17 protein-coding genes and 2 pseudogenes are annotated in these 18399 nt (G+C 70.3%); 13 read left to right on the top strand and 6 right to left on the bottom strand.

Translation table 11 applies throughout. The features are described from left to right. The first annotated feature begins 1 nt into the window (after position 1). Both OG276_RS33160 and OG276_RS33155 read left to right on the top strand, forming a co-directional pair. On the top strand, positions 2-1402 hold the full coding sequence (locus tag OG276_RS33160) for a GAF domain-containing protein (RefSeq protein WP_266911027.1): 1401 nt from the start codon (positions 2-4) through the stop codon (positions 1400-1402). Positions 1403-1458: 56 nt separating this feature from the next. Beyond that, positions 1459-2982 carry an aldehyde dehydrogenase family protein gene (locus OG276_RS33155; protein WP_266911025.1) on the top strand — a complete coding sequence of 508 codons (1524 nt, stop codon included), beginning with the start codon at positions 1459-1461 and terminating at the stop codon, positions 2980-2982. A gap of 198 nt (positions 2983-3180) precedes the next feature. Here OG276_RS33155 and OG276_RS33150 read toward each other — a convergent pair. From OG276_RS33150 to OG276_RS33130, 5 genes and pseudogenes are all read right to left on the bottom strand, one after another. Then, positions 3181-3757: pseudogene (locus tag OG276_RS33150) on the bottom strand (alpha-L-fucosidase); the annotation flags it as partial. 90 nt (positions 3758-3847) lie between these two features. Continuing rightward, the gene (locus OG276_RS33145; protein WP_266911023.1) at positions 3848-4450 is read right to left on the bottom strand and encodes a DUF6529 family protein; all 603 of its coding nucleotides are present in this window, start codon (positions 4448-4450) and stop codon (positions 3848-3850) included. A gap of 548 nt (positions 4451-4998) precedes the next feature. Next, complete coding sequence (locus OG276_RS33140; RefSeq protein WP_266911021.1) at positions 4999-6024, bottom strand: SPFH domain-containing protein; 1026 nt, start codon at positions 6022-6024, stop codon at positions 4999-5001. 3 nt (positions 6025-6027) lie between these two features. Further along, positions 6028-6459, bottom strand: coding sequence for an NfeD family protein (locus OG276_RS33135; protein WP_266911019.1), 432 nt, complete (start codon positions 6457-6459; stop codon positions 6028-6030). Between the two features lie 106 nt (positions 6460-6565). Then, a complete protein-coding gene (locus OG276_RS33130) occupies positions 6566-7243 on the bottom strand; it encodes a class I SAM-dependent methyltransferase (RefSeq protein ID WP_266911017.1) in 678 nt (225 codons plus the stop codon). Between the two features lie 42 nt (positions 7244-7285). Between OG276_RS33130 and OG276_RS33125 the strand changes: the two are divergent. Next, positions 7286-7549 (top strand): annotated as a pseudogene (locus tag OG276_RS33125) (NAD-dependent epimerase/dehydratase family protein); the annotation flags it as partial. 515 nt (positions 7550-8064) lie between these two features. On the opposite strand, the gene OG276_RS33115 reads toward OG276_RS33125, so the two are convergent. Next, the gene (locus OG276_RS33115; RefSeq protein ID WP_266911015.1) at positions 8065-9267 is read right to left on the bottom strand and encodes a CdaR family transcriptional regulator; all 1203 of its coding nucleotides are present in this window, start codon (positions 9265-9267) and stop codon (positions 8065-8067) included. Between the two features lie 171 nt (positions 9268-9438). On the opposite strand from OG276_RS33115, the gene OG276_RS33110 reads away from it, so the two are divergent. The 10 genes from OG276_RS33110 (at position 9439) to OG276_RS33065 (ending at position 18318) form a co-directional block, all read left to right on the top strand. Then, positions 9439-10770: an MFS transporter gene (locus tag OG276_RS33110; protein WP_266911013.1), complete on the top strand. Its 1332-nt coding sequence runs from the start codon at positions 9439-9441 to the stop codon at positions 10768-10770. A gap of 47 nt (positions 10771-10817) precedes the next feature. After that, entirely contained in the window at positions 10818-12323 is a 1506-nt protein-coding gene (locus OG276_RS33105) for an NAD(P)/FAD-dependent oxidoreductase (RefSeq protein ID WP_266911011.1), read from the top strand. After that, positions 12320-13513 carry a zinc-binding dehydrogenase gene (locus OG276_RS33100; RefSeq protein WP_266911009.1) on the top strand — a complete coding sequence of 398 codons (1194 nt, stop codon included), beginning with the start codon at positions 12320-12322 and terminating at the stop codon, positions 13511-13513. Before OG276_RS33105 ends, OG276_RS33100 begins: the two co-directional genes overlap by 4 nt. Before the next feature lie 36 nt (positions 13514-13549). After that, the gene (locus OG276_RS33095) at positions 13550-13789 is read left to right on the top strand and encodes a hypothetical protein (protein WP_353963464.1); all 240 of its coding nucleotides are present in this window, start codon (positions 13550-13552) and stop codon (positions 13787-13789) included. Further along, positions 13764-14021, top strand: coding sequence for a hypothetical protein (locus OG276_RS33090; RefSeq protein ID WP_266911005.1), 258 nt, complete (start codon positions 13764-13766; stop codon positions 14019-14021). Before OG276_RS33095 ends, OG276_RS33090 begins: the two co-directional genes overlap by 26 nt. A gap of 2 nt (positions 14022-14023) precedes the next feature. Further along, entirely contained in the window at positions 14024-14530 is a 507-nt protein-coding gene (locus OG276_RS33085) for a hypothetical protein (protein ID WP_266911003.1), read from the top strand. 169 nt (positions 14531-14699) lie between these two features. Next, positions 14700-16763, top strand: a complete 2064-nt coding sequence (locus OG276_RS33080) for a SpoIIE family protein phosphatase (RefSeq protein ID WP_266911001.1) — start codon at positions 14700-14702, stop codon at positions 16761-16763. A gap of 29 nt (positions 16764-16792) precedes the next feature. After that, entirely contained in the window at positions 16793-16915 is a 123-nt protein-coding gene (locus OG276_RS33075) for a hypothetical protein (protein WP_266910999.1), read from the top strand. Positions 16916-16975: 60 nt separating this feature from the next. Next, a complete protein-coding gene (locus OG276_RS33070) occupies positions 16976-17803 on the top strand; it encodes a siderophore-interacting protein (protein ID WP_266910997.1) in 828 nt (275 codons plus the stop codon). Positions 17804-17940: 137 nt separating this feature from the next. Next, entirely contained in the window at positions 17941-18318 is a 378-nt protein-coding gene (locus tag OG276_RS33065; protein WP_323182386.1) for an FKBP-type peptidyl-prolyl cis-trans isomerase, read from the top strand. Positions 18319-18399: the final 81 nt, after the last annotated feature.

The following is an 18399-nucleotide window of genomic DNA, read 5'->3' as shown; positions in this document are numbered from 1 at the left end:
CATGGACGATCCATCGGTGGCTCTGCCGGGCGGGGCCGACCCCGCCGAGCGGACGCGGGAACTACGGCGGGCCCACGCCGCGTTCACCCAGGACGGGCGGGTCGAGGCCCCGGTGCGGGCGGTCATCGCGAGGTCCTGGCGCCGCTGCGCCCGGGCCCGGGTCAGCCCTGAGTGCGCGCCCCGGATGGAGCTGGCCGGGGCGGAACTGCGGTCGTACCGGGAGCAGCACCCACTGGCCCGGGTGCTCCCGCTGTTCCGGGACCTCGTGGGGGCCTTCGCCTCGGACGGGGCCCATCTGCTGGCGGTGTGCGACGCGCGGGGCAGCCTGCTCTGGGTGGAGGGCGAACCGGCCACGATGCGGCGCGCGGAGGGCCTCGGCTTCGTGCCCGGCGCCCGCTGGGCGGAGACGGCGATGGGCACCAACGCCCCCGGCACGGCGGTGGCGGTCGGCGAGCCGGTCCAGGTCTTCGGCGCCGAGCACTTCAGCCGTCGGGTGCACCCGTGGACCTGCGCGGCGGCTCCGGTCCGCGATCCGCACACCGGAAGGCTGCTCGGCGCCATCGATGTCACCGGGGGCGACTGGCTGGCCCATCCGCACTCCCTGGCCTTCGTGCGGGCGGTGGCGTGCGCGGCGGAGGCCCGGCTCGCGTTGCTGGATCCGGCGCCCCCGGCCCCCGGGGACTGCCTCACCGCGCTCGGCCGCGACGAGGCGCTGCTGACGGGCGGTGGCCGCGAGGTCCGGCTCGGGCGGCGGCACAGCGAGATCATGGCGCTGCTCGCGCACCACCCGGAGGGGCTGTCGGGGGAGGAACTGGCGATCGCCCTGTACGAGGACGAGTCGGTGTCACCGGTGACCCTGCGCGCCGAAATGTCACGGCTGCGCGGCCTGTTGGGGCCCCGGGCCCCGCTCTCCCGCCCCTACCGCACGGCCGCGCCGCTGGAGGCCGATTTCACCGCCGTCACCCGCCACCTGGCCTCGGGCGCCGTCTCGGCGGCGCTGGCCCGCTACCCGGGACCGCTATTACCCGCCTCCACGGCGCCCGGCATCGTCCGGCTCCGGCGCCGCATCGAGGAACAGGCGCGGGCCGCCGTGATCGCGCGGGCCGACCCGGGGCTGCTCACCGACTGGGTGTGCAGCCCGTGGGGCGCGGAGGACGCCGACGTCTGGCGGGCCCTGGCGACCGCGCTCCCGGCTGCCGGCCGGACGGCCGCGCTGGCCCGCGTACGGGCCCTCGACGCGGAACTCGGCGTGAAGTCGGACGACTTACCGGGTGCACCGCGGCGCCGCACCCCGCCGGAGGGGCCGGAGGGGCCGGAGGGGCCGAAGCGAACCACCACACCACCTCCCGCGGCCCGTTCACCGCGCGGCCGTGCAACGTACCGGCAACCTGCCCGCCCCTAGCCTCACGGCGAGCACCGGCCAACGGCGGCCGGCGCCCGGCAAGGGGAGGACCAACCATGGCCCGTTACGCTGCGCCCGGTACCGAAGGCGCGCTCATGTCGTACGAGTCCCGCTACGGCCACTTCATCGGGGGCGAGCACGTCGAGCCCGCCCTCGGACGGTACTTCGCCAACCCCTCCCCCGTGACCGGCGAGACCTTCACCGAGGTCGCGCGCGGTACGGCCGAGGACGTCGAGCGCGCTCTGGACGCGGCACACGCCGCCGCGCCCGCGTGGGGACGCACCTCGATCACCGAGCGTTCCACGATCCTGCTGCGCATCGCGGACCGGATGGAGCAGCACCTGGAGGCGCTCGCGGTCGCGGAGACCTGGGAGAACGGCAAGCCGATCCGCGAGACCCTGGCCGCCGACATGCCGCTCGCCATCGACCAGTTCCGCTACTTCGCGGGCGCGTTGCGGGCCCAGGAGGGGGCCCTCAGCCAGATCGACGAGGACACGGTGGCCTATCACTTCCACGAGCCGCTGGGCGTGGTCGCCCAGATCATCCCGTGGAACTTCCCGATCCTGATGGCCGTGTGGAAACTGGCTCCGGCCCTGGCCGCCGGCAACACGGTGGTGCTGAAACCGGCCGAGCAGACCCCGGTGTCGGTGCACTACCTGATGAGCCTGATCGGCGACCTGCTGCCGCCGGGCGTGGTGAACATCGTCAACGGCTTCGGCGAGGAGGCGGGCAAGCCGCTCGCGTCCAGCCCGCGCGTGGCGAAGGTGGCCTTCACCGGGGAGACCTCCACCGGGCGGCTGATCATGCAGTACGCGGCGGAGCACCTCAAGCCGGTCACGCTGGAGTTGGGCGGCAAGAGCCCCAACCTCTTCTTCGACGACATCTGGACCGCCGACGACGACCTGCGGGACAAGGCCCTCGAAGGCTTCACGATGTTCGCCCTCAACCAGGGCGAGGTCTGTACCAGCCCCTCCCGCGCCCTGATCGAGCGCGGCCGCTACGGCGACTTCCTCGACGCTGCCGTGGCCCGCACCGAACTGATCGTGCCGGGGCACCCGTTGGACACGGACACCATGATCGGCGCACAGGCCTCGGCGGAGCAGCTGAAGAAGGTGCTGTCGTACGTGGAGATCGGACAGCAGGAGGGCGCGAAGATCCTGACCGGCGGGCAGCGGGTGGAGCACGGCGGTGAACTGGCGGGCGGCTTCTACGTCCAGCCGACCATCTTCGAGGGCGACAACCGCATGCGGATCTTCCAGGAGGAGATCTTCGGCCCGGTGGTGTCGGTGACCTCGTTCCAGGACTTCGACGACGCCGTGCGCATCGCGAACGACACGGCGTACGGCCTGGGCGCCGGCGTCTGGACCCGCGACATCAACACGGCCTACCGCGCGGGCCGCGCGATCCAGGCGGGCCGGATCTGGACGAACTGCTACCACGCCTACCCCGCCCACGCGGCCTTCGGCGGCTACAAGCAGTCGGGCATCGGCCGCGAGACCCACAAGATGATGCTGGAGCACTACCAGCAGACGAAGAACCTCCTGGTCAGTTACTCCCCGAAGAAGCTCGGCTTCTTCTAAGAAGTTGAGAACGGTGCCTGACCTGCACAAACACCCCCGTCGGGCACCGTCCTCCGGCAGCAGGGAGGCAATTGAAACCGATCGATTCCAGTGTCGTTTCTCTCCGGTAACCCAATTCACAGGAAGTTCCGGACCACGCACGGACCAGAGTGGCCAGGCGCGTTCCCGGTGCGAGGGCGTCAGGCGGTTCCGGAAGTGGATCCACCGCCCCAGACCTTCGAGGCGTTGGACGTGTTCGGGAACGATCGTGCCGTCCTGCTTCGGCCCGGCGTTCAGCAGCAGGTTTCCGCCGTGCCCGATGGTCTCGGCGAAGACGCGCACCAGCTCGCGCACCGACTTGTGCTGGTTGTCGCCGGGCTGGTAGCACCAGGTGTCGCCGATCGTGTAGCAGAGCTCCCACGGCCCCTCGGGCGGTCCGATCGGCACGCCGAGCCCCGGGGCCCGTAGTCGCCGTGATCCGCCATCCGTCCGTTGAGGATTGTGTCGGGACTGAGCGCGAGGATCGGCTCGCGCAGTTCGCCCATCCGCCACTGCTGCTCGTCGCGCTCCCAGGCGCCGTCGAACCGGAGCAGATCGGGCCGGAAGTTCTCCACCGGGCTTGACGTCGCATCGCCTCGGCGAACGGACCCACCAGGTCCCGACCCGCCGGAGTGGACCGGGCCGCCGAGAGGTCGGTGGCCCGGGTGTCGCAGAGCGCCACCCCGTCGTGGTGCTTGGCGGTCAGCACCGCGTACCGCGCACCCGCCTTCACGAACAGCGCCGCCCAGGCCACCGGCTGCGTGCGGTCTCCACCGCGCCGAGGAGCCGCTGCCGAGGGCCGTCATCCGATGGGCCCTGGTCTTCGGTGCTCGTCCGCTCGTCACAACTACCCCAGTGGCAGGTGATGGTGTCCGAAGGACAGCGCCGGCACGGTGTCTCCGTTGAAGTGCCACAGCGCACTCGTGTACCAGAGGACCACCACCACGACCACCAGCGCACCCCCGGCCAGTGGCAGGGCCCAGCCCGGCAGGCGACGGCTTCGCACCAGCAGGACCTTGGCGGCGAACGCCCCGTAGAAGAAGCAGCCCGCGATCGAGTGCACTGCCACACGCGAGCCGGTCAGCTGCACGCCATACGCCCGGACGCAGTGCACCGTGATCGGGACGGTGAGGGCAAACAGGACCACACCGACGATCCGGTGGGTGATCGGCACCGGGCCCGGCACCCGGCGCACCCCGGGCAGCCGGTGGTACATCCACAGCGCAAGCAGCAGCTGGAGAGCGGCCAGCCCCAGGACGCCGGTGGCGAGCTGTGCCTTGAGACGCACGGCATCGGCGTCCGCCTGGCCGAACAGTGTCGCGGTGTAGTCCGGTGTGATCGCCCGGCCGAACAGGAAGACGGCGACGAAGACCGCGGCGGCAGCCGCGAACGCCAGTGCGAGAGCGAGCCTGGCTTCCGGGCGGCGCAGAGCGGGCCGGGCGTGCAACATGCGCTGCTCCTCGTCTCAAAACGCTGAGGGTTGGCGGTTTGTCATCCCTTGTACTCGCCTGGTGCGGCAGGTGGCGGCCGACGCGGCCGCAGCGACCTCGATTCCTCGTTGGTGCGGCCGAGGCCCGCGGCGTGGGAGGCGCCGAACTCGACGAACGCCACCTGTCCCGCCAGGCGTCATCGGTGAGCCCTGTGGGGGCACTTGGGCCCGAAGTCACGCGAGAACCAAGCGACCTTCGAGTGCACCGCCTGCGGACCCGCATGGATCACGCGGGTCCGGTGCCTCCGCGCAGTCCGGCCCAGGCGGGGGTCGCCCGCCCGCCCGCCCGCCCGCCCACGCGCGCTCTGCGTGCGAGGTCTTCCTGATGGGGCGACCGGCTTTCCTCCCCGGCGTTCTGATGCCCGCGTCCAACTCCCCGGAGGCCATCGAACGGTACTTCAGGAAGTACGCGCACACCCTGGAAGCGGCATGCGCCGCACCGCCCCGGCTCCACCGAGCTCCGGCGAGAACTCCTCGATGCAACCGGACCACAGCAGCAACGACGCGCCTCACTTCGTGCCCGGACCTGGTGGGTGGGTGTCGGCCTCGGCCGCGTCAGCGAGGGCCTCGGCTGCTGCTTCCGCGGCCTGCACCGCATCGCTGGCGGCCTGGGCGGCCCTCACGTCCGAGGACGTCTCACGGGTGGCCGGCGACGGGGGCAGCACCTCGCTGAAGGCGCGGGACACACCCTGAAGTGCGGCAGTGACCTCGCTGGGAATCACCCAGAAGGTACTGCCGGGTCCCTGGGCGAGCTGAGGCAGCATCTGCAGGTACTGGTAGGCGAGCAGCTTGGGGTCGGGGTCGTTGCGGTGCACGGCCTGGAACACCTCGTCGATGGCCCGGGACTGGCCCTCAGCCTTGAGGATCTCAGCGGTACGGCTGCCCTCCGCCCGCAGAACTGCGGACTGCTTGTCGCCTTCGGCGGTGAGAATCTGCGACTGCCGTTGCCCCTCCGCCCCGAGAATCGCCGCCCGCTTGTCGCGCTCGGCACGCATCTGCTTCTCCATCGCGTCCTTGATGGACTGCGGAGGGTCGATGGCCTTGATCTCCACCCGGTTCACTCTCAGGCCCCACTTGCCGGTGGCCTCGTCCAGTACGCCCCTGAGCTGGTTGTTGATGGTGTCGCGCGAGGTGAGCGTCTTTTCCAGGTCCATGGATCCCACGACGTTGCGCAAGGTGGTGACGGTGAGCTGTTCGACGCCCTGGAGGAAATCCGCGATCTCATAGGCGGCCGCTCGTGGATCCGTGACCTGGAAGTAAAGGACGGTGTCGATCTCGACGACGAGATTGTCCTCGGTGATGACGGGCTGCGGCTTGAACGAAACGACCTGCTCCCGTAGGTCGATCACCGGATAGACCCGGTCGATGTACGGAATGACAAGGCTGAGACCGGGCTTCAGCGTGCGGCGGTAGCGGCCGAGACGTTCGACGTTGCGTGCGCGCGCTTGGGGCACGATGCGCACCGCCCGCACCACGGTGAAGACTGCGATCAGCGCGACGATCACGCCGGCCACCAGCAACGCCGAGACTTCCATGGCTCACTCCCGGGGGTAGACGAGGGCGGTGGCGCCGCTGATCTCCACGACGTCGACGGTCGTTCCGGGGGGAATCACCAGCGTCTCGTCATAGGCGCGAGCCGTCCATTCCTCGCCGCCGATGCGGACCCGGCCGCCCAGCCCGGTCACCTCCGAGACGACATAGGCAGCCTTGCCGACCAGTGCGTCCGTGCCGAACCGCTCCGCTTGAGGCTGGAGCAGATGGCGCACCGCAATAGGGCGCACGAACAGCACACTGAGCGAAGCGACGACGGTGAACACCAGGAACTGCACAAGCGGGGGTACTCCGGCTGCTGCGAAGCCCGCCGTGACCAGCGCGGCACCAGCCAGCATTCCGAGCGCAGCAGTGAGAGTGAAGATCTCCGCTCCAGCCAACACCGCTGCGGCGATCAGCCACATCAGCCACGGATCCATTGCGCCCTCCTGGCCGCGACGGCATGACGAAGGCACCTCAGGCAACCAATACACCTATGGGGTAATTTTACCCTTCTCTCAAAATCCCAAGCTGCCGGCGAAATCCCTACGCTAGGGAGAGAGCGGTGCCGAGGGACTCGGCACCCATGGGTTTCGGGGCGCTCTTCTCGTAGAAGACGTCGAGTGACGTGATCGTGAAACCTGCGGCCTTCAGCATTTCGACGGTCGGCCGGGTGAGGTGACACCCTCCGCAGATGCTCTTGGTGACCGGCTCGAGCCGTCGTTGCCAGCGGCGTACCTTCTCGTCCCCTTCCGGGGCCAGACCGTGTTCGAGGAAGTGCAGCGTCGCGCCGGGTTTGAGAACGCGGCGCAGTTCGTGCAGAGCGGCTTCGGCGTCCGGGATGGTGCACAGCGTCCAGGTCGACAGGGCGCAGTCGAAGGTGTCGTCCTCGAAGGGCAGCGACTGACCGTCCAGGCCGGCCCGCCGTACGGGGACGCGGGCCGCCCTGACGCGGTCGCCGGCCAGCTCCCAGCCGACGTCGGCGGGCTCGACCGCGGCCACGCCGGTAACGGCGGGCGGGTAAAAGGGGACGTTGTGTCCCGTACCGAAGCCGATCTCGACGACTTCGCCCTTCAGGCCCTCGCAGACCCGGCGCCGCAGCGGCTGCGCCGCCTTCGCCCCGCAGGCAACGTTCACGATCCGCGGCACCACGTGATCGGCATAGAGCCCCATCGCATCCTCCGCCTCCTGCTTCAGCATGGCACCGGAGCGGCTTGGACGCATGCCACCCTCCTTCCGTGGACGACCGAAGTCTTACGGCCGGGCATGGGAGCGCCCGCAGACGCCCGGCCTTCCGCAGACGCCCGCGGCAGGCGAGTACTTGCCACAGGAGGAGCGTGCTTCATCGGCTCGCACGGCGTGAGCGCGCTGGCCGAGCGGGGCCGCGAGCCACTGGTGCTGTACGCGTTGCTGCCCGCGGCACACCCCGGAGAGCCTGAACTGCCGGACGCGGAGTTCCTACGGGGAGACGTCCGGGACGCCAAGGCGGTGCGGGCGGCACTGCGCGGGGTGGATGCCATGTGCCATCGGACGCACCGGCTGCAGCGGCAACTGGGCACCACCGACTCCCATGGGGAATGCGATGCCAGCCGCCGCGCCGGGCCGCCGGGGTGTGGAGTGCGGGATCGAGTTCCACTCGCTGTCGAAGGCATACAACATGCCGGGCTGGCGGGTGGGCTTCGCGGCTGGCCACGCCGACAGCCAAGACCCATACCGACCCAGGGGCGTTCGCAGCGATCCAACACGCCGCGGTCGCCGTGCTGAACGACACCACCGGCTATCCGGGACGGCTGCGTGCCACGGACCGGACGCGGATGCGGCTGCTGTGTGACGTCCTGCCCGACGCCGACAGCCACCAGACCAGAGAACTAGCACTTCAACACCGCCCTCCGCAGACCGCAACGCCTCGACGTGAACTGGTAGCAACGACGCCCCTCCTGCACGGCATTAGCGGCGCGGAACGGTCCAGCACTGCCGTCGACCGCCAAGGCATGATGGCTACCGAAGCCGCGTGATTCCAGGGTTCGTTTGCCTGGCGGCGAACCTCAGGTTCGCCGACGGTTGAGCAGCCACCACGTGGTCACCAGATCGTCGGTTCGACGCAGGTCCAGTTCCGTGAGTTCCTGGAACCGGTTGACCCGGTAGCGCACGGTGTTGGGGTGCACGGCGAGTTCCCGCGCCACCCTGCTCACGTCCTGGTCGCATTCGAGGTAGACGCGCGCCGTGCGCTCGATCTCCCTGTTCGAACGACCAGCGGCGTCGAGCGCCGCCAGGTGGCGTGCGGTGAGGGATTCGGCGGTGCGGGATTCGGCGAGGACGAGTGGCCGCGGACCGAGGTCGGGCAGGCGCACGATGCCCGACATGGCGAAGCACCGTGCGGTCTCCAACGCCAGCACCGCCTCGCCGAACCCGGTGTGGAGCTCATCGAGCGGCATCGGCGGACCGACCGCCACCAAGTGCCCGACGACGGCCTCGGGTGCACTCGGCGCGATGAAGCCGAGGACTTCCCCGATCTCGGCGAGGGGCAACCGGTCGGCGGGAACGCGCAGGGCCGTGGCGATGGCACGACGCAGCGCGTCGGCATCGTCGGCGCTCGTGGCCCGTGCGGCGAGGGCCACGTGATGTGCCTGCGGCCGGAGCCCGAAGAGGTGGGCGTCCTGGTGGATCCGCTCGGCCGGAAAGGCCCCGCTGAGCACGCCGGCCGCGAAGGCCGATCGGCGTTCGGCGTCGAAGTGCGCGCGCTCCAGGGCGAGATCGTGCTGGACGCGGGCGAACACCGCCGATGCCTCGTTGGAGAACTCCCAGGTGCTGTCGTGCACCGCAAGAAGAAGGTCAGGGGGCAGGTTCACCTCGGCGGCGATCTCGTCCAGCAGGGCGAGCATCTCCCGGGAACCGAGCCGGTAGCCGATGGTGAGCGCGTCGAGGGAGATCCCCCGGGCGGTGCGCTCAGCCGCGTAGCCACCGAGCATCTCGCGCAGGGCGGCGTCGGGCACGCGCAGGGACGAGAGCTCCGAGACGAGGACGTCCATGAACCTGCGGGCGGACGTCTGGATCTCCTCGTCCGAGAGCACCGCGTAGCCCGGTACGTGCCTGCGCGCCAGGCTCAGGAAGCGGTCCGCGAAGACCTCGCGCCGCGTGCGCAGGCGGGCGACGACGGCGGCGACCGTGGCGTGGGTCGAGGGGTCCAGGGTGTTGAGGTCCGGCATCCGCCGGCGTGCGGGCCAGGCCGTGGGGCTCTCGTGGTCCATGGCGGCACCCTAGCCACAGAGTTTGTTCCGGGGAACAAAATTCGCGCGATGAGGTTATCGGAGATTCCGTAGCTTGCCGGGACAGGCGCGGCAACACTGTGGCGGAGCTCGCGGGTGACCTCGTTCCGGCTGCCATGCCGAGCACTCTTCCACGTCGAAGGGATCTCTCCTGTGGCACGTTCATTCCCGAAGTCGCCCAGCGGTGCGTCCGCGCCGCGGTCGTCGGCCGGCTACGTACTCGGGCTGCTGTTCGTCGGCAATCTGCTCAACTACTACGACCGGGCGTTGCCCTCCGTCGTTCTGGAGCCGATCAAGGAGGAGTTCGCTCTCGACGACACACAAGTCGGGATGCTCGCGTCGGCCTTCGTGCTCGTCGCGGCGCTCGCCGGCGTGCCGCTGGGGCGTCTGGCGGACCGGATCCCGCGTACGGCGGTCGCCGGATGGGGGCTGTTCGTGTGGAGCGCCTTCACGGCGGCCGGCGGGGTCCTGACCTCCTTCTGGGGGTTCTTCGCCACACGAGTGGGAGTGGGCGTCGGAGAGTCCAGCTACGCACCGGCCACCGGATCCCTGCTGGCGGACCTCTACCCGAGCGAACGCCGCTCGCGTGCCCAGTCCCTGTTCATGCTCGGCTTCCCGATCGGCACCCTGCTCGCCTTCGTCACCGCCGGCGCACTGGCCGTCGCTTTCGACAGCTGGCGGGCTCCGTTCCTGATCGCGGCCGTACCCGGGGTCGTCGTGGCCTTCCTCGTACTGCGCCTGCGCGAACCCGAGCGCGGCGCCGCCGAACCCGACCACGTCCCCAGCGGGGAGAACCGGCGCACCTCCCTCCTGCAGCTGATGAAGGTCCGCTCGATGTACGGGATGCTCCTCGCGTTCGCCGGGTACAACTTCGCCGCGTACGCGATCGGGACCTTCCTCACTCCCGTCCTGCAGCGCTACTACGGCCTGTCCCTCGTCACCGCGGGCCTGGTGGGCGGGGTCGTCGTCGGGGTCACCGGCCTCATCGGCCTGCTCGCCGGCGGTCGGGTGCTCGACCGCGCGGCGAGGAGATCCCCCGAGGCCAGGGTGCGGGTGGCGGCCCTGTGCCTGGGCCTTGCCGCCCTGTTCGCCTTCGCGGGCCTGGCCGCAGGCCGTGGCGCGGCGTGGCAGCTGGTGGTGTTCCTGAGCCTGGGCTACATGCTGGGCATCGTCTACCTGGCCGCGGCCGTGCCGGTGGTCTCCGACGTCATCCGCCCCGAGCAGCGCTCCGGTGCGCTGGGCCTCCTGTTCGCCGTCGGCTACCTGATCGGCGGGGCGGGCGGACCCGTCTTCGTCGGCGCCCTGTCCGACACCCTGGCCGCAGGCTCCGCGTCGGCCGTCGGGGCATCGGCCCACGGCCTGCGCACAGCCCTGATGGTCACTGTTCCCCTCGCTTTCGCGGTCGCCGCGATCGGCATGCTCCTGGCCTCGCGATACCTCCGCTCGGACCGCGACTCGATGCTCGCGCAAAGGACGACGACATGACACGGCCGGACCACGCCGAATCCACGAACGAAGAAGGGGCGTCCCGAATGATCCAGCACGTACGGGTCCTGATCGTCGGCAGCGGCTTCTCCGGCATCGCGCTGGGGCGGGCCCTGAGAGAGGACCGGTTCACCGACTTCGTCATCCTCGAGCGGGCACCCGCGGCCGGAGGCGTCTGGCACTCGAACACCTATCCCGGCTGCCGGTGCGACGTCCCCTCTCACCTCTACTCGTTCTCCTTCGCCCCGAACCCGGACTGGACCTCGACGTACTCCCCGCAGCCGGAGATCCAGGCCTACCTGAACCGCTGCCTCGATCGGTTCGGGCTGCGCCCGCACCTGCGCACGGGAGTCGAGGTACAAGGCGCCCGGTGGGACGAGGACGAGCAGCTCTGGCACGTCTCGACGGACAGCGGGGACTGGAGGGCGCAGGTGCTCGTCAGCGCCGTCGGCCCGCTGACCGAACCCAAGCTCCCCGACGTACCGGGCATCGACCGCTTCGGCGGGAAGATCATGCACTCCGCGCGCTGGGACCACGGCCACGAACTCGCCGGTGAACGCGTCGCGTCGATCGGCACCGGCGCCTCCGCGATCCAGTACGTCCCGGAGATAGCCGACCACGTCCGCTCGCTCCACGTCTTCCAGCGCAGCGCCCCGTGGATCACCCCCCACGACAAGCGGGCGATCACCGAGGCGGAGCGCGAGCGCTTCCGGGCCCGCCCCGGGCTCCAGCGGGTCGAGCGCGCCAAGACCTACCTCGCCAAGGAACTGCTGGTCCTGGGCTTCGCCAAGCGTCCTCAGCTCATGCGCCTGATCGAGCGGGTTGCCCTGCGACACCTGCAAGGCCAGGTCAAGGACCCGGCCTTGCGCCGGGCTCTGACACCGGACTTCACCCTCGGCTGCAAACGCGTCCTCCCGTCGAACGCGTGGTACCCCGCCCTGCAGAAGCCGAACGTCGAACTCGTTCCCCGAGCGCTGAGCGAGATCCGCGAGCACAGCGTGATCGACGCGGACGGCGTCGAACGCGAGGTCGACACGATCATCTTCGGCACGGGGTTCCACGTCACCGACATCCCCTTCGCGGACAAGGTGCGCGGCCGCGCGGGCAAGCCGCTGAACGTGGTGTGGGCGGGATCCCCGCGCGCGTACCTCGGCGTGTCCGTTCCGGGCTTCCCGAACTTCTTCATGTTCCTCGGACCCAACTCCGGCCTGGGCCACAGCTCCATGGTCTACATGGCCGAGGCCCAGGCGCAGCACGTGAAGAAGGCCATCCGCGCGCTCGACCTCTCCGGCTCGACATCCATCGAGGTGACCCCGCAGGCACACGACGCCTACAACGCCGGCCTCGACCGCAAACTGGCGAAGTCGGTGTGGGAGCTCGGCGGATGCCGCACCTTCTACCGGGACGCCAACGGCCGCAACGCCACCATCTACCCGGACTGGACCTTCACCTTCCGCCGGCACGCGGCCCGCTGGAAGCCGGAGGCCTACCACCTGGCCGTGCGCGAACCCGCCGCGGCCGAGCAGCCGGTCACGACCGGGGACGCCTCGTGAAGGCCGTGAGCCTGTCCCGGGGGCAGCTGAAAGTCGTCGACCTGCCCACCCCGCGTCCCGCGGCGGGACAGCTGCTGATCAAGGTGGAGCGCTGCGGGATCTGCGGCTCCGACCTGCACTGCCGCCTGCACGCCGACGAGTTGGCGCAGTCCCTGGAGCTGTGCGGCTACCCCCGCTACCTGCGCTCCGACGAGAACGTGGTGCTGGGCCACGAGATCTTCGGCAGGGTCGTCGAGCACGGCCCGTGGAACGCGGCGAGGATCAAGCCCGGTACACCGGTCGTCAGCATCCCGCTGGTGCGCCGCGGCCGGCAGGTCGACGGTGTCGGGCTGTCCGCGCACGCCCCGGGAGGGTACGCCGAGTACGTCGTCGTCCAAGAGGCACTGACCTTGCCGGTTCCGAACGGTCTCCCCGCGGACCTCGCCGCGCTCACCGAGCCCATGGCGGTGGCCTGGCACGCGGTGAACCGCGCAGGCGTGTCCCGGAAGGACGTCGCGATCGTCCTCGGGTGCGGCCCAGTGGGCCTCGCGGTCATCTCCGTGCTCAAGGCCCGTGGCGTCGCCACCGTCGTGGCCAGCGACTACTCCGCCGGCCGCCGCTCGCTCGCCCTGCGGTGCGGCGCTGACCTCGCGGTCGACCCGGCCGTCGACTCCCCGTGGGCGCAGGCCGGCACCGGGCGCCGCTTCATGACGTCGATGCCCGACCAGTACAACGCGGGCATCGACGCCATCGAGAGCCTGACCCGGCTGCCCGTCCCCTGGTGGACCGCCTGGCGCGCGTTGGACAAGGCCGGTGCGACCCGACCGGACAGGCCCGTGGTGTTCGAGTGCGTCGGAACGCCGGGCATGATCGACGGGATTCTTGCCGCCGCTCCCCTGCACACGCGCATCGTGGTCGTCGGCGTCTGCATGGGCCCCGACACCCTGCGCCCCTCGCTCGCGGTGAACAAGGAACTCGACCTTCGGTTCGCCGTCGGGTACACACCGCTGGAATTCCGGGACACTCTGCACGCACTCGCCAACGGCACCCTCGACGCCGCCCACCTCGTCACCGGGCACGTGGGACTGGCGGGCGTCCCGGCTGCTTTCACCACCTTGAGCAACCCCGAAGCCCATGCCAAGATCCTCATCGATCCCGCCCTCGCCACCGAACGGATCCGGGCGACGAGCACACCCGGCGGGCCGATGTGACGGCCTTTCAGCAGGGGTGGCTCGTACCGCGGACGCGTGGAGCGGGGGTGTGGACGCGGACCGGACGGCACGGTGTGGCGATATCTCTACGACCCGCTCGGCCGTCGCGTCGCCAAGCAGCGGCTCAGTGGTGACGGGTCCACGGTCCGGGAGCAGGTCACCTTCACCTGGGACGGATCCACCCTGTGCGAACAGGTCACTTCCACGCCCGACTTTCCCCACCCGGTGGCCATCACCTGGGACCACGACGGTGTGCGCGACCCAGATCACCAGTAAGACCCTCTGGAATCACGGGCAGTATCGCATCGACGTGGAGAACCCGGATCCCGGTGGGCGCGCAGGCCAGCTGCACTTCCAGGACCAGGGCAACAAGGGCGCCAAGTACCAGTACGATTTCAAAACGGGGAAATTCGAGGGGCTGCCACGCTCCATCGAGAAGGCCGTGGGCAATACTCCAGGATTCATCGGAGCCATCAGAAAGGGCCTCTCCGCTCTCGGCGAGGGATAGTCATGAAAATCAACGAGAAGATGACCCGGCTTCTGGCGGAACACCCCCCGACGAGGCTCACCGACGCGGACATCCCACCCATGTTCCTCGAGGTCAAGGATGAAGGCTGGTCCTACACCCCCAACGGCGCACGCGTGCTGACCGGACTGATCCCGGACATCACCACCTCGTACTTCGACGTGCTCCAGGAAGAAACGTCGATCAACGGCCGGGGAATGACCGACTACGATCTGCCGCCGGCGGAATCCGAGCGGACGGGCCCCCTCCTCAGGAGGTGCCTCGCCTATGCGTTCGGATGTCTCGGCGAGGCGGAGCGGAAATTCGGGGACCAGGAAGTCCGGTCCTACTTCATCCTCTCCATGGGCGGAGTCGACGACGATCTCCTTACTGCCACCGTCACCTTCTGCACGCACGACCCGAATGCGGCGCCCTACATCCGGGACATCGAGAACGTCCGGGACGCGGCCGTCGTCGAGCTCACCGTGAAGGACCGCGAAATGTGGCACTAGGCAGTGCCTGACGGCTCCTTGGTGAGGTCTCGGAGCCAGATGGCGATGGCTGCCGCTTCCGGCTGACCTCGGGCGGCCACCACGGCGCCCGCCGCGGCACGCTTCCCGCCGCGCACCGTCGCGTGGGGCCCGCATAATGGAGGGAACGGCGGGTGGAAGGGGACGTCTCGTGCCATCGGCTCTGCCGGGGGGCGAGGAGGCTCACGGCCCGTTCTGGTCCGAGCCCGGGACACTGCTGGAGCACGTGCCCGTGGCCGTCCTCGGCATCGATGACGGCGACCGCGTCTGTTACTGGGGGCCCGGCGCGCGGGACCTCTTCGGGTACGACTCCGCCTCGGTCCTGTCCGGGCCCGGCGCCGTCCTCTTCGCCGACGGGTCTCGCAGCGGATCCGAATCCTGTACGCGGCTGACGGAGCGGGGCCGGACCCTCGGGTACTGGAGGGGGCGGCTGGCGGCGCGGCATCGTGACGCCACCGTCTTCGAGTGCGGCTTCCGGGCCTTCTCCGTGACCGGAGCCGCAGGGCGTTCGGTGGTGATGGTCCTGGCGAGCCGCAGTGACGAGCTCGACCGGGTCAAGACCAACCTCGCCTTCCTCGACGCACTCTTCGAGACCTGCCCCATCGGTCTGGTCATGCTCGACCCGGACCTGCGGTACGTCCACCTCAACCAAGCGCTCGCCGACATGGACGGCCTGCCGATCGAGGCGCACCTCGGGCGGCGCATGGACGAGTTCATGATCATGTCCGACGGCGGCGAGTACCAGCGCATGCTCCGGGACGTCGCGCTGGGCGGAGCGCCGGTCGTGGGGACGCTGGTCGGTCTGCGCCCGCGCGGACATCCGGACCGTGACCAGGTGCGGTCGGTGAGCTTCTTCCCCCTGAGTCAGGCGGTCGGCTCGCGCCCCGGAGTGGGCGGGCTGATGGTGGACGTGACGGACCGGGAACAGGCCATCCTGGAAGCCACCGCAAGCCGTCGGCGCCTCGCCCTGCTGGACGGGGCCTCCACGCGTATCGGGACGACCCTGGACGTGAACATCACCGCCCAGGAGCTGGTCGACGCGTCGATGCCGGACTTCTGCGACGGCGCCGTGGTCGAGGTCGTGGAGTGGATGGACGAGGACGAGGTCTTCGACCCGGCGAGATTGCTGATCACCCGCAGGATCGCCTCCGGGACGATCCTGCCCCCTCCGGCCACCGAACTCGTGAGCGGGGTGGAGACGGTGCGGTATCCGCCCGGCTCCGTCATCCACGACATGCTGCGCACCGGTCGGGCGATCTCCGCCGTGGTGAACGAGGAGTTCCTGGCCCGGACCGTCCTGATCGAGTCACGCGCGCGGCTCTTCGCCGAGAGCGGGTTGGCCTGCGTCCTCGTCGCCCCGCTCATCGCCAGGGGCACCGTCCAGGGAATCGCCATGTTCGGCCGGTCCGGGGACCGGCCGCCCTTCACCCGGGACGACGTCAGCCTTGCGGGCGAGCTCGCCTCACGCGCCGCGATCTGCCTGGACAACGCCCGCCTGTACAGCCGCGTCCAGGACATCGCCCTCACGCTGCAGCGGGCCCTGCTGCCCAGCGCGCTGGCGACCAGCCCGTACGTGGACGTGGCCCACCGGTACGTGCCCGGCAGCCGGATCACCGAGGTCGGTGGCGACTGGTACGACGTGATCAGCCTGCCCGACGGCCGGGTCGTCCTCGTGGTGGGCGACGTGATGGGGCACGGAGTGTCGGCCGCCGCGGCCATGGGGCGCCTGCGCATCACCACCAAGGCCCTGGCCAGGCACGACAGCGAGCCCGCCGAGCTGCTCACCGAGCTCGACGCGTGCGCCCGGGAGGCCGGCATCGAGCTGGCGACGTGCCTGCACATCGTCTACGACCCGAAGACCGGCCGCGCCCGCATCGCCAGCGCCGGCCATCCCCCGCCCCTGGTGCTCCGACCGGACGGCACGGTGGAGACCATCGACGAAGTCCTCGGAGTTCCGCTCGGCGTCGGCGGCTTCCCCTTCCGGACGACCGAGATCGAACTCCCCGCGAACGCGACCCTCGCCCTGTACACCGACGGCCTCATCGAGGCACGCGGCCGGGACATCGAGGCCGGTCTGGAAGCACTGCGCAGCGAACTGCAAGGAGCTCCAAGGCCGTTGGAACAGGCGGCGGACGGCATCCTCGCGAGCCTGCTGCCCACCCCGCCGACCGACGACACGGTCCTCGTCCTCGCCCGCGTCCACCGCGCCCCGTAGAACACCACCGGACGGCCGAGACGGCTGCCGTGACCAGCGATCGTAAAGACGGCCGGCGCCAGGGGATCCCGGTGGCACCGAAGGTGCGGCAGGACCTGCTGGAGCGCGCTCGGGAGCTGGGCGTCACGGCCCCGGAATCCCTCGCCCAGTAGGCTGCGCCTTCCCGGGGCCCCAGGCCCTCATCACCCGAACTCTCACGTGGAGGAGGCGTCGTGGCCGAACGGCCCGCGCGCAAGACCGGGACCGCACGCGTCGTGCGCACCGAGCAGCTGACCCCGCACATGGTGCGGGTGGTCCTGGGCGGTGAGGAACTGGCCGGGTTCGCGGCCGACCGCTTCACCGACCACTACATCAAACTCCTCTTCGCGGCCGAGGGCGTCACCTACCCGGAGCCCTGGGACATGGGGCACATCCGAGCGGCGTTCCCGCGCGAGGAGTGGCCGCGCAACCGGGTCTACACCGTGCGCGCTTGGGATCCGGAGCTGCTGGAGCTGTCGGTGGACTTCGTCGTCCACGGCGAGGAAGGCCTCGCCGGTCCGTGGGCGGCCCGGGTCCAGCCGGGCGAGCGGGTGTACTTCATCGGCCCCGGTGGCTCCTACGCACCCGAACCGACGGCCGACTGGCACCTGTTGGCCGGGGACGAGAGCGCGCTTCCGGCCATCGCCGTGGCCATGGAACGGATGCCGCGGGGGGCCACCGTGCACGCCTTCATCGAGGTGTCCGGCCCGGCGGAGGAACAGAAGGTCGTGACCCCGGACGGTGTCGTCCCGGTATGGCTCCACCGGGGCGAGCGCCCGATCGGCGAAGCGCTCCTGGAGGCGGTCACCTCGTTCGCCTTCCCCGACGGCACCCCGGACGTCTTCGTCCACGGCGAGGCCGGCTTCGTCAAGGAACTTCGCCGCCACCTCCGCCAGGAGCGGCAGGTCCCGCGCGAACACCTTTCCCTCTCCGGCTACTGGCGCCAGGGCCAGAGCGACGAGGCGTGGAGCGCCGTCAAACGGGACTGGCACGCGCAGGTCGAGACCGAACAAGAGGCGTAGCCGGCCGGGGCGAGCGCGGCCCATGCCGTGCCGCCGCGGACGGTGATGCGGAGTAGCGTGATCGTCTGCTGCATGGACCGACCATGCGCCCGGCCGGTCCGTACGAGGGACTGCGGCGACGAAGCGATGAGGCTGCGATGAGCGAACTGACGAAGCCCGAGATCGAACGTCCGGAGGGTGATGCTCCCCAGGAGCTGACCGTCCGCGACCTCGTCGTCGGGGACGGGCCCGAGGCGAAGCCGGGCAGGGTCGTCCGGGTTCACTACGTCGGGGTCACCTTCGCGTCCGGAAAGGAGTTCGACGCCTCGTGGGACCGGGGGGAGCCGTTCAAGTTCGCCGTGGGTGGCGGACGGGCCATCAAGGGCTGGGACCGGGGAATCAGGGGGATGAAGGTCGGCGGCCGGCGCGAGATCATCGTTCCCCCGCGCCTCGGCTACGGCAACCAGTCCCCCTCGCCGCTGATTCCGGCGGGTTCGACGCTCGTCTTCGTGGTGGACCTGCTCTCCGTGGTCTGAGGAGGGCCGGAGTCCGGGGGAGGCCGGCCCCTCCCCGCTCACCCCGGCCGCCCCTGCCTCCCGGTTCGCCCGGTTCTCCCA

It is taken from the genome of Streptomyces sp. NBC_00086, assembly GCF_026343255.1.
GTDB lineage: Bacteria > Actinomycetota > Actinomycetes > Streptomycetales > Streptomycetaceae > Streptomyces.
Note: the sequence above shows the minus strand (reverse complement) of the source record. Positions and strands in the feature narration are given on the sequence as shown.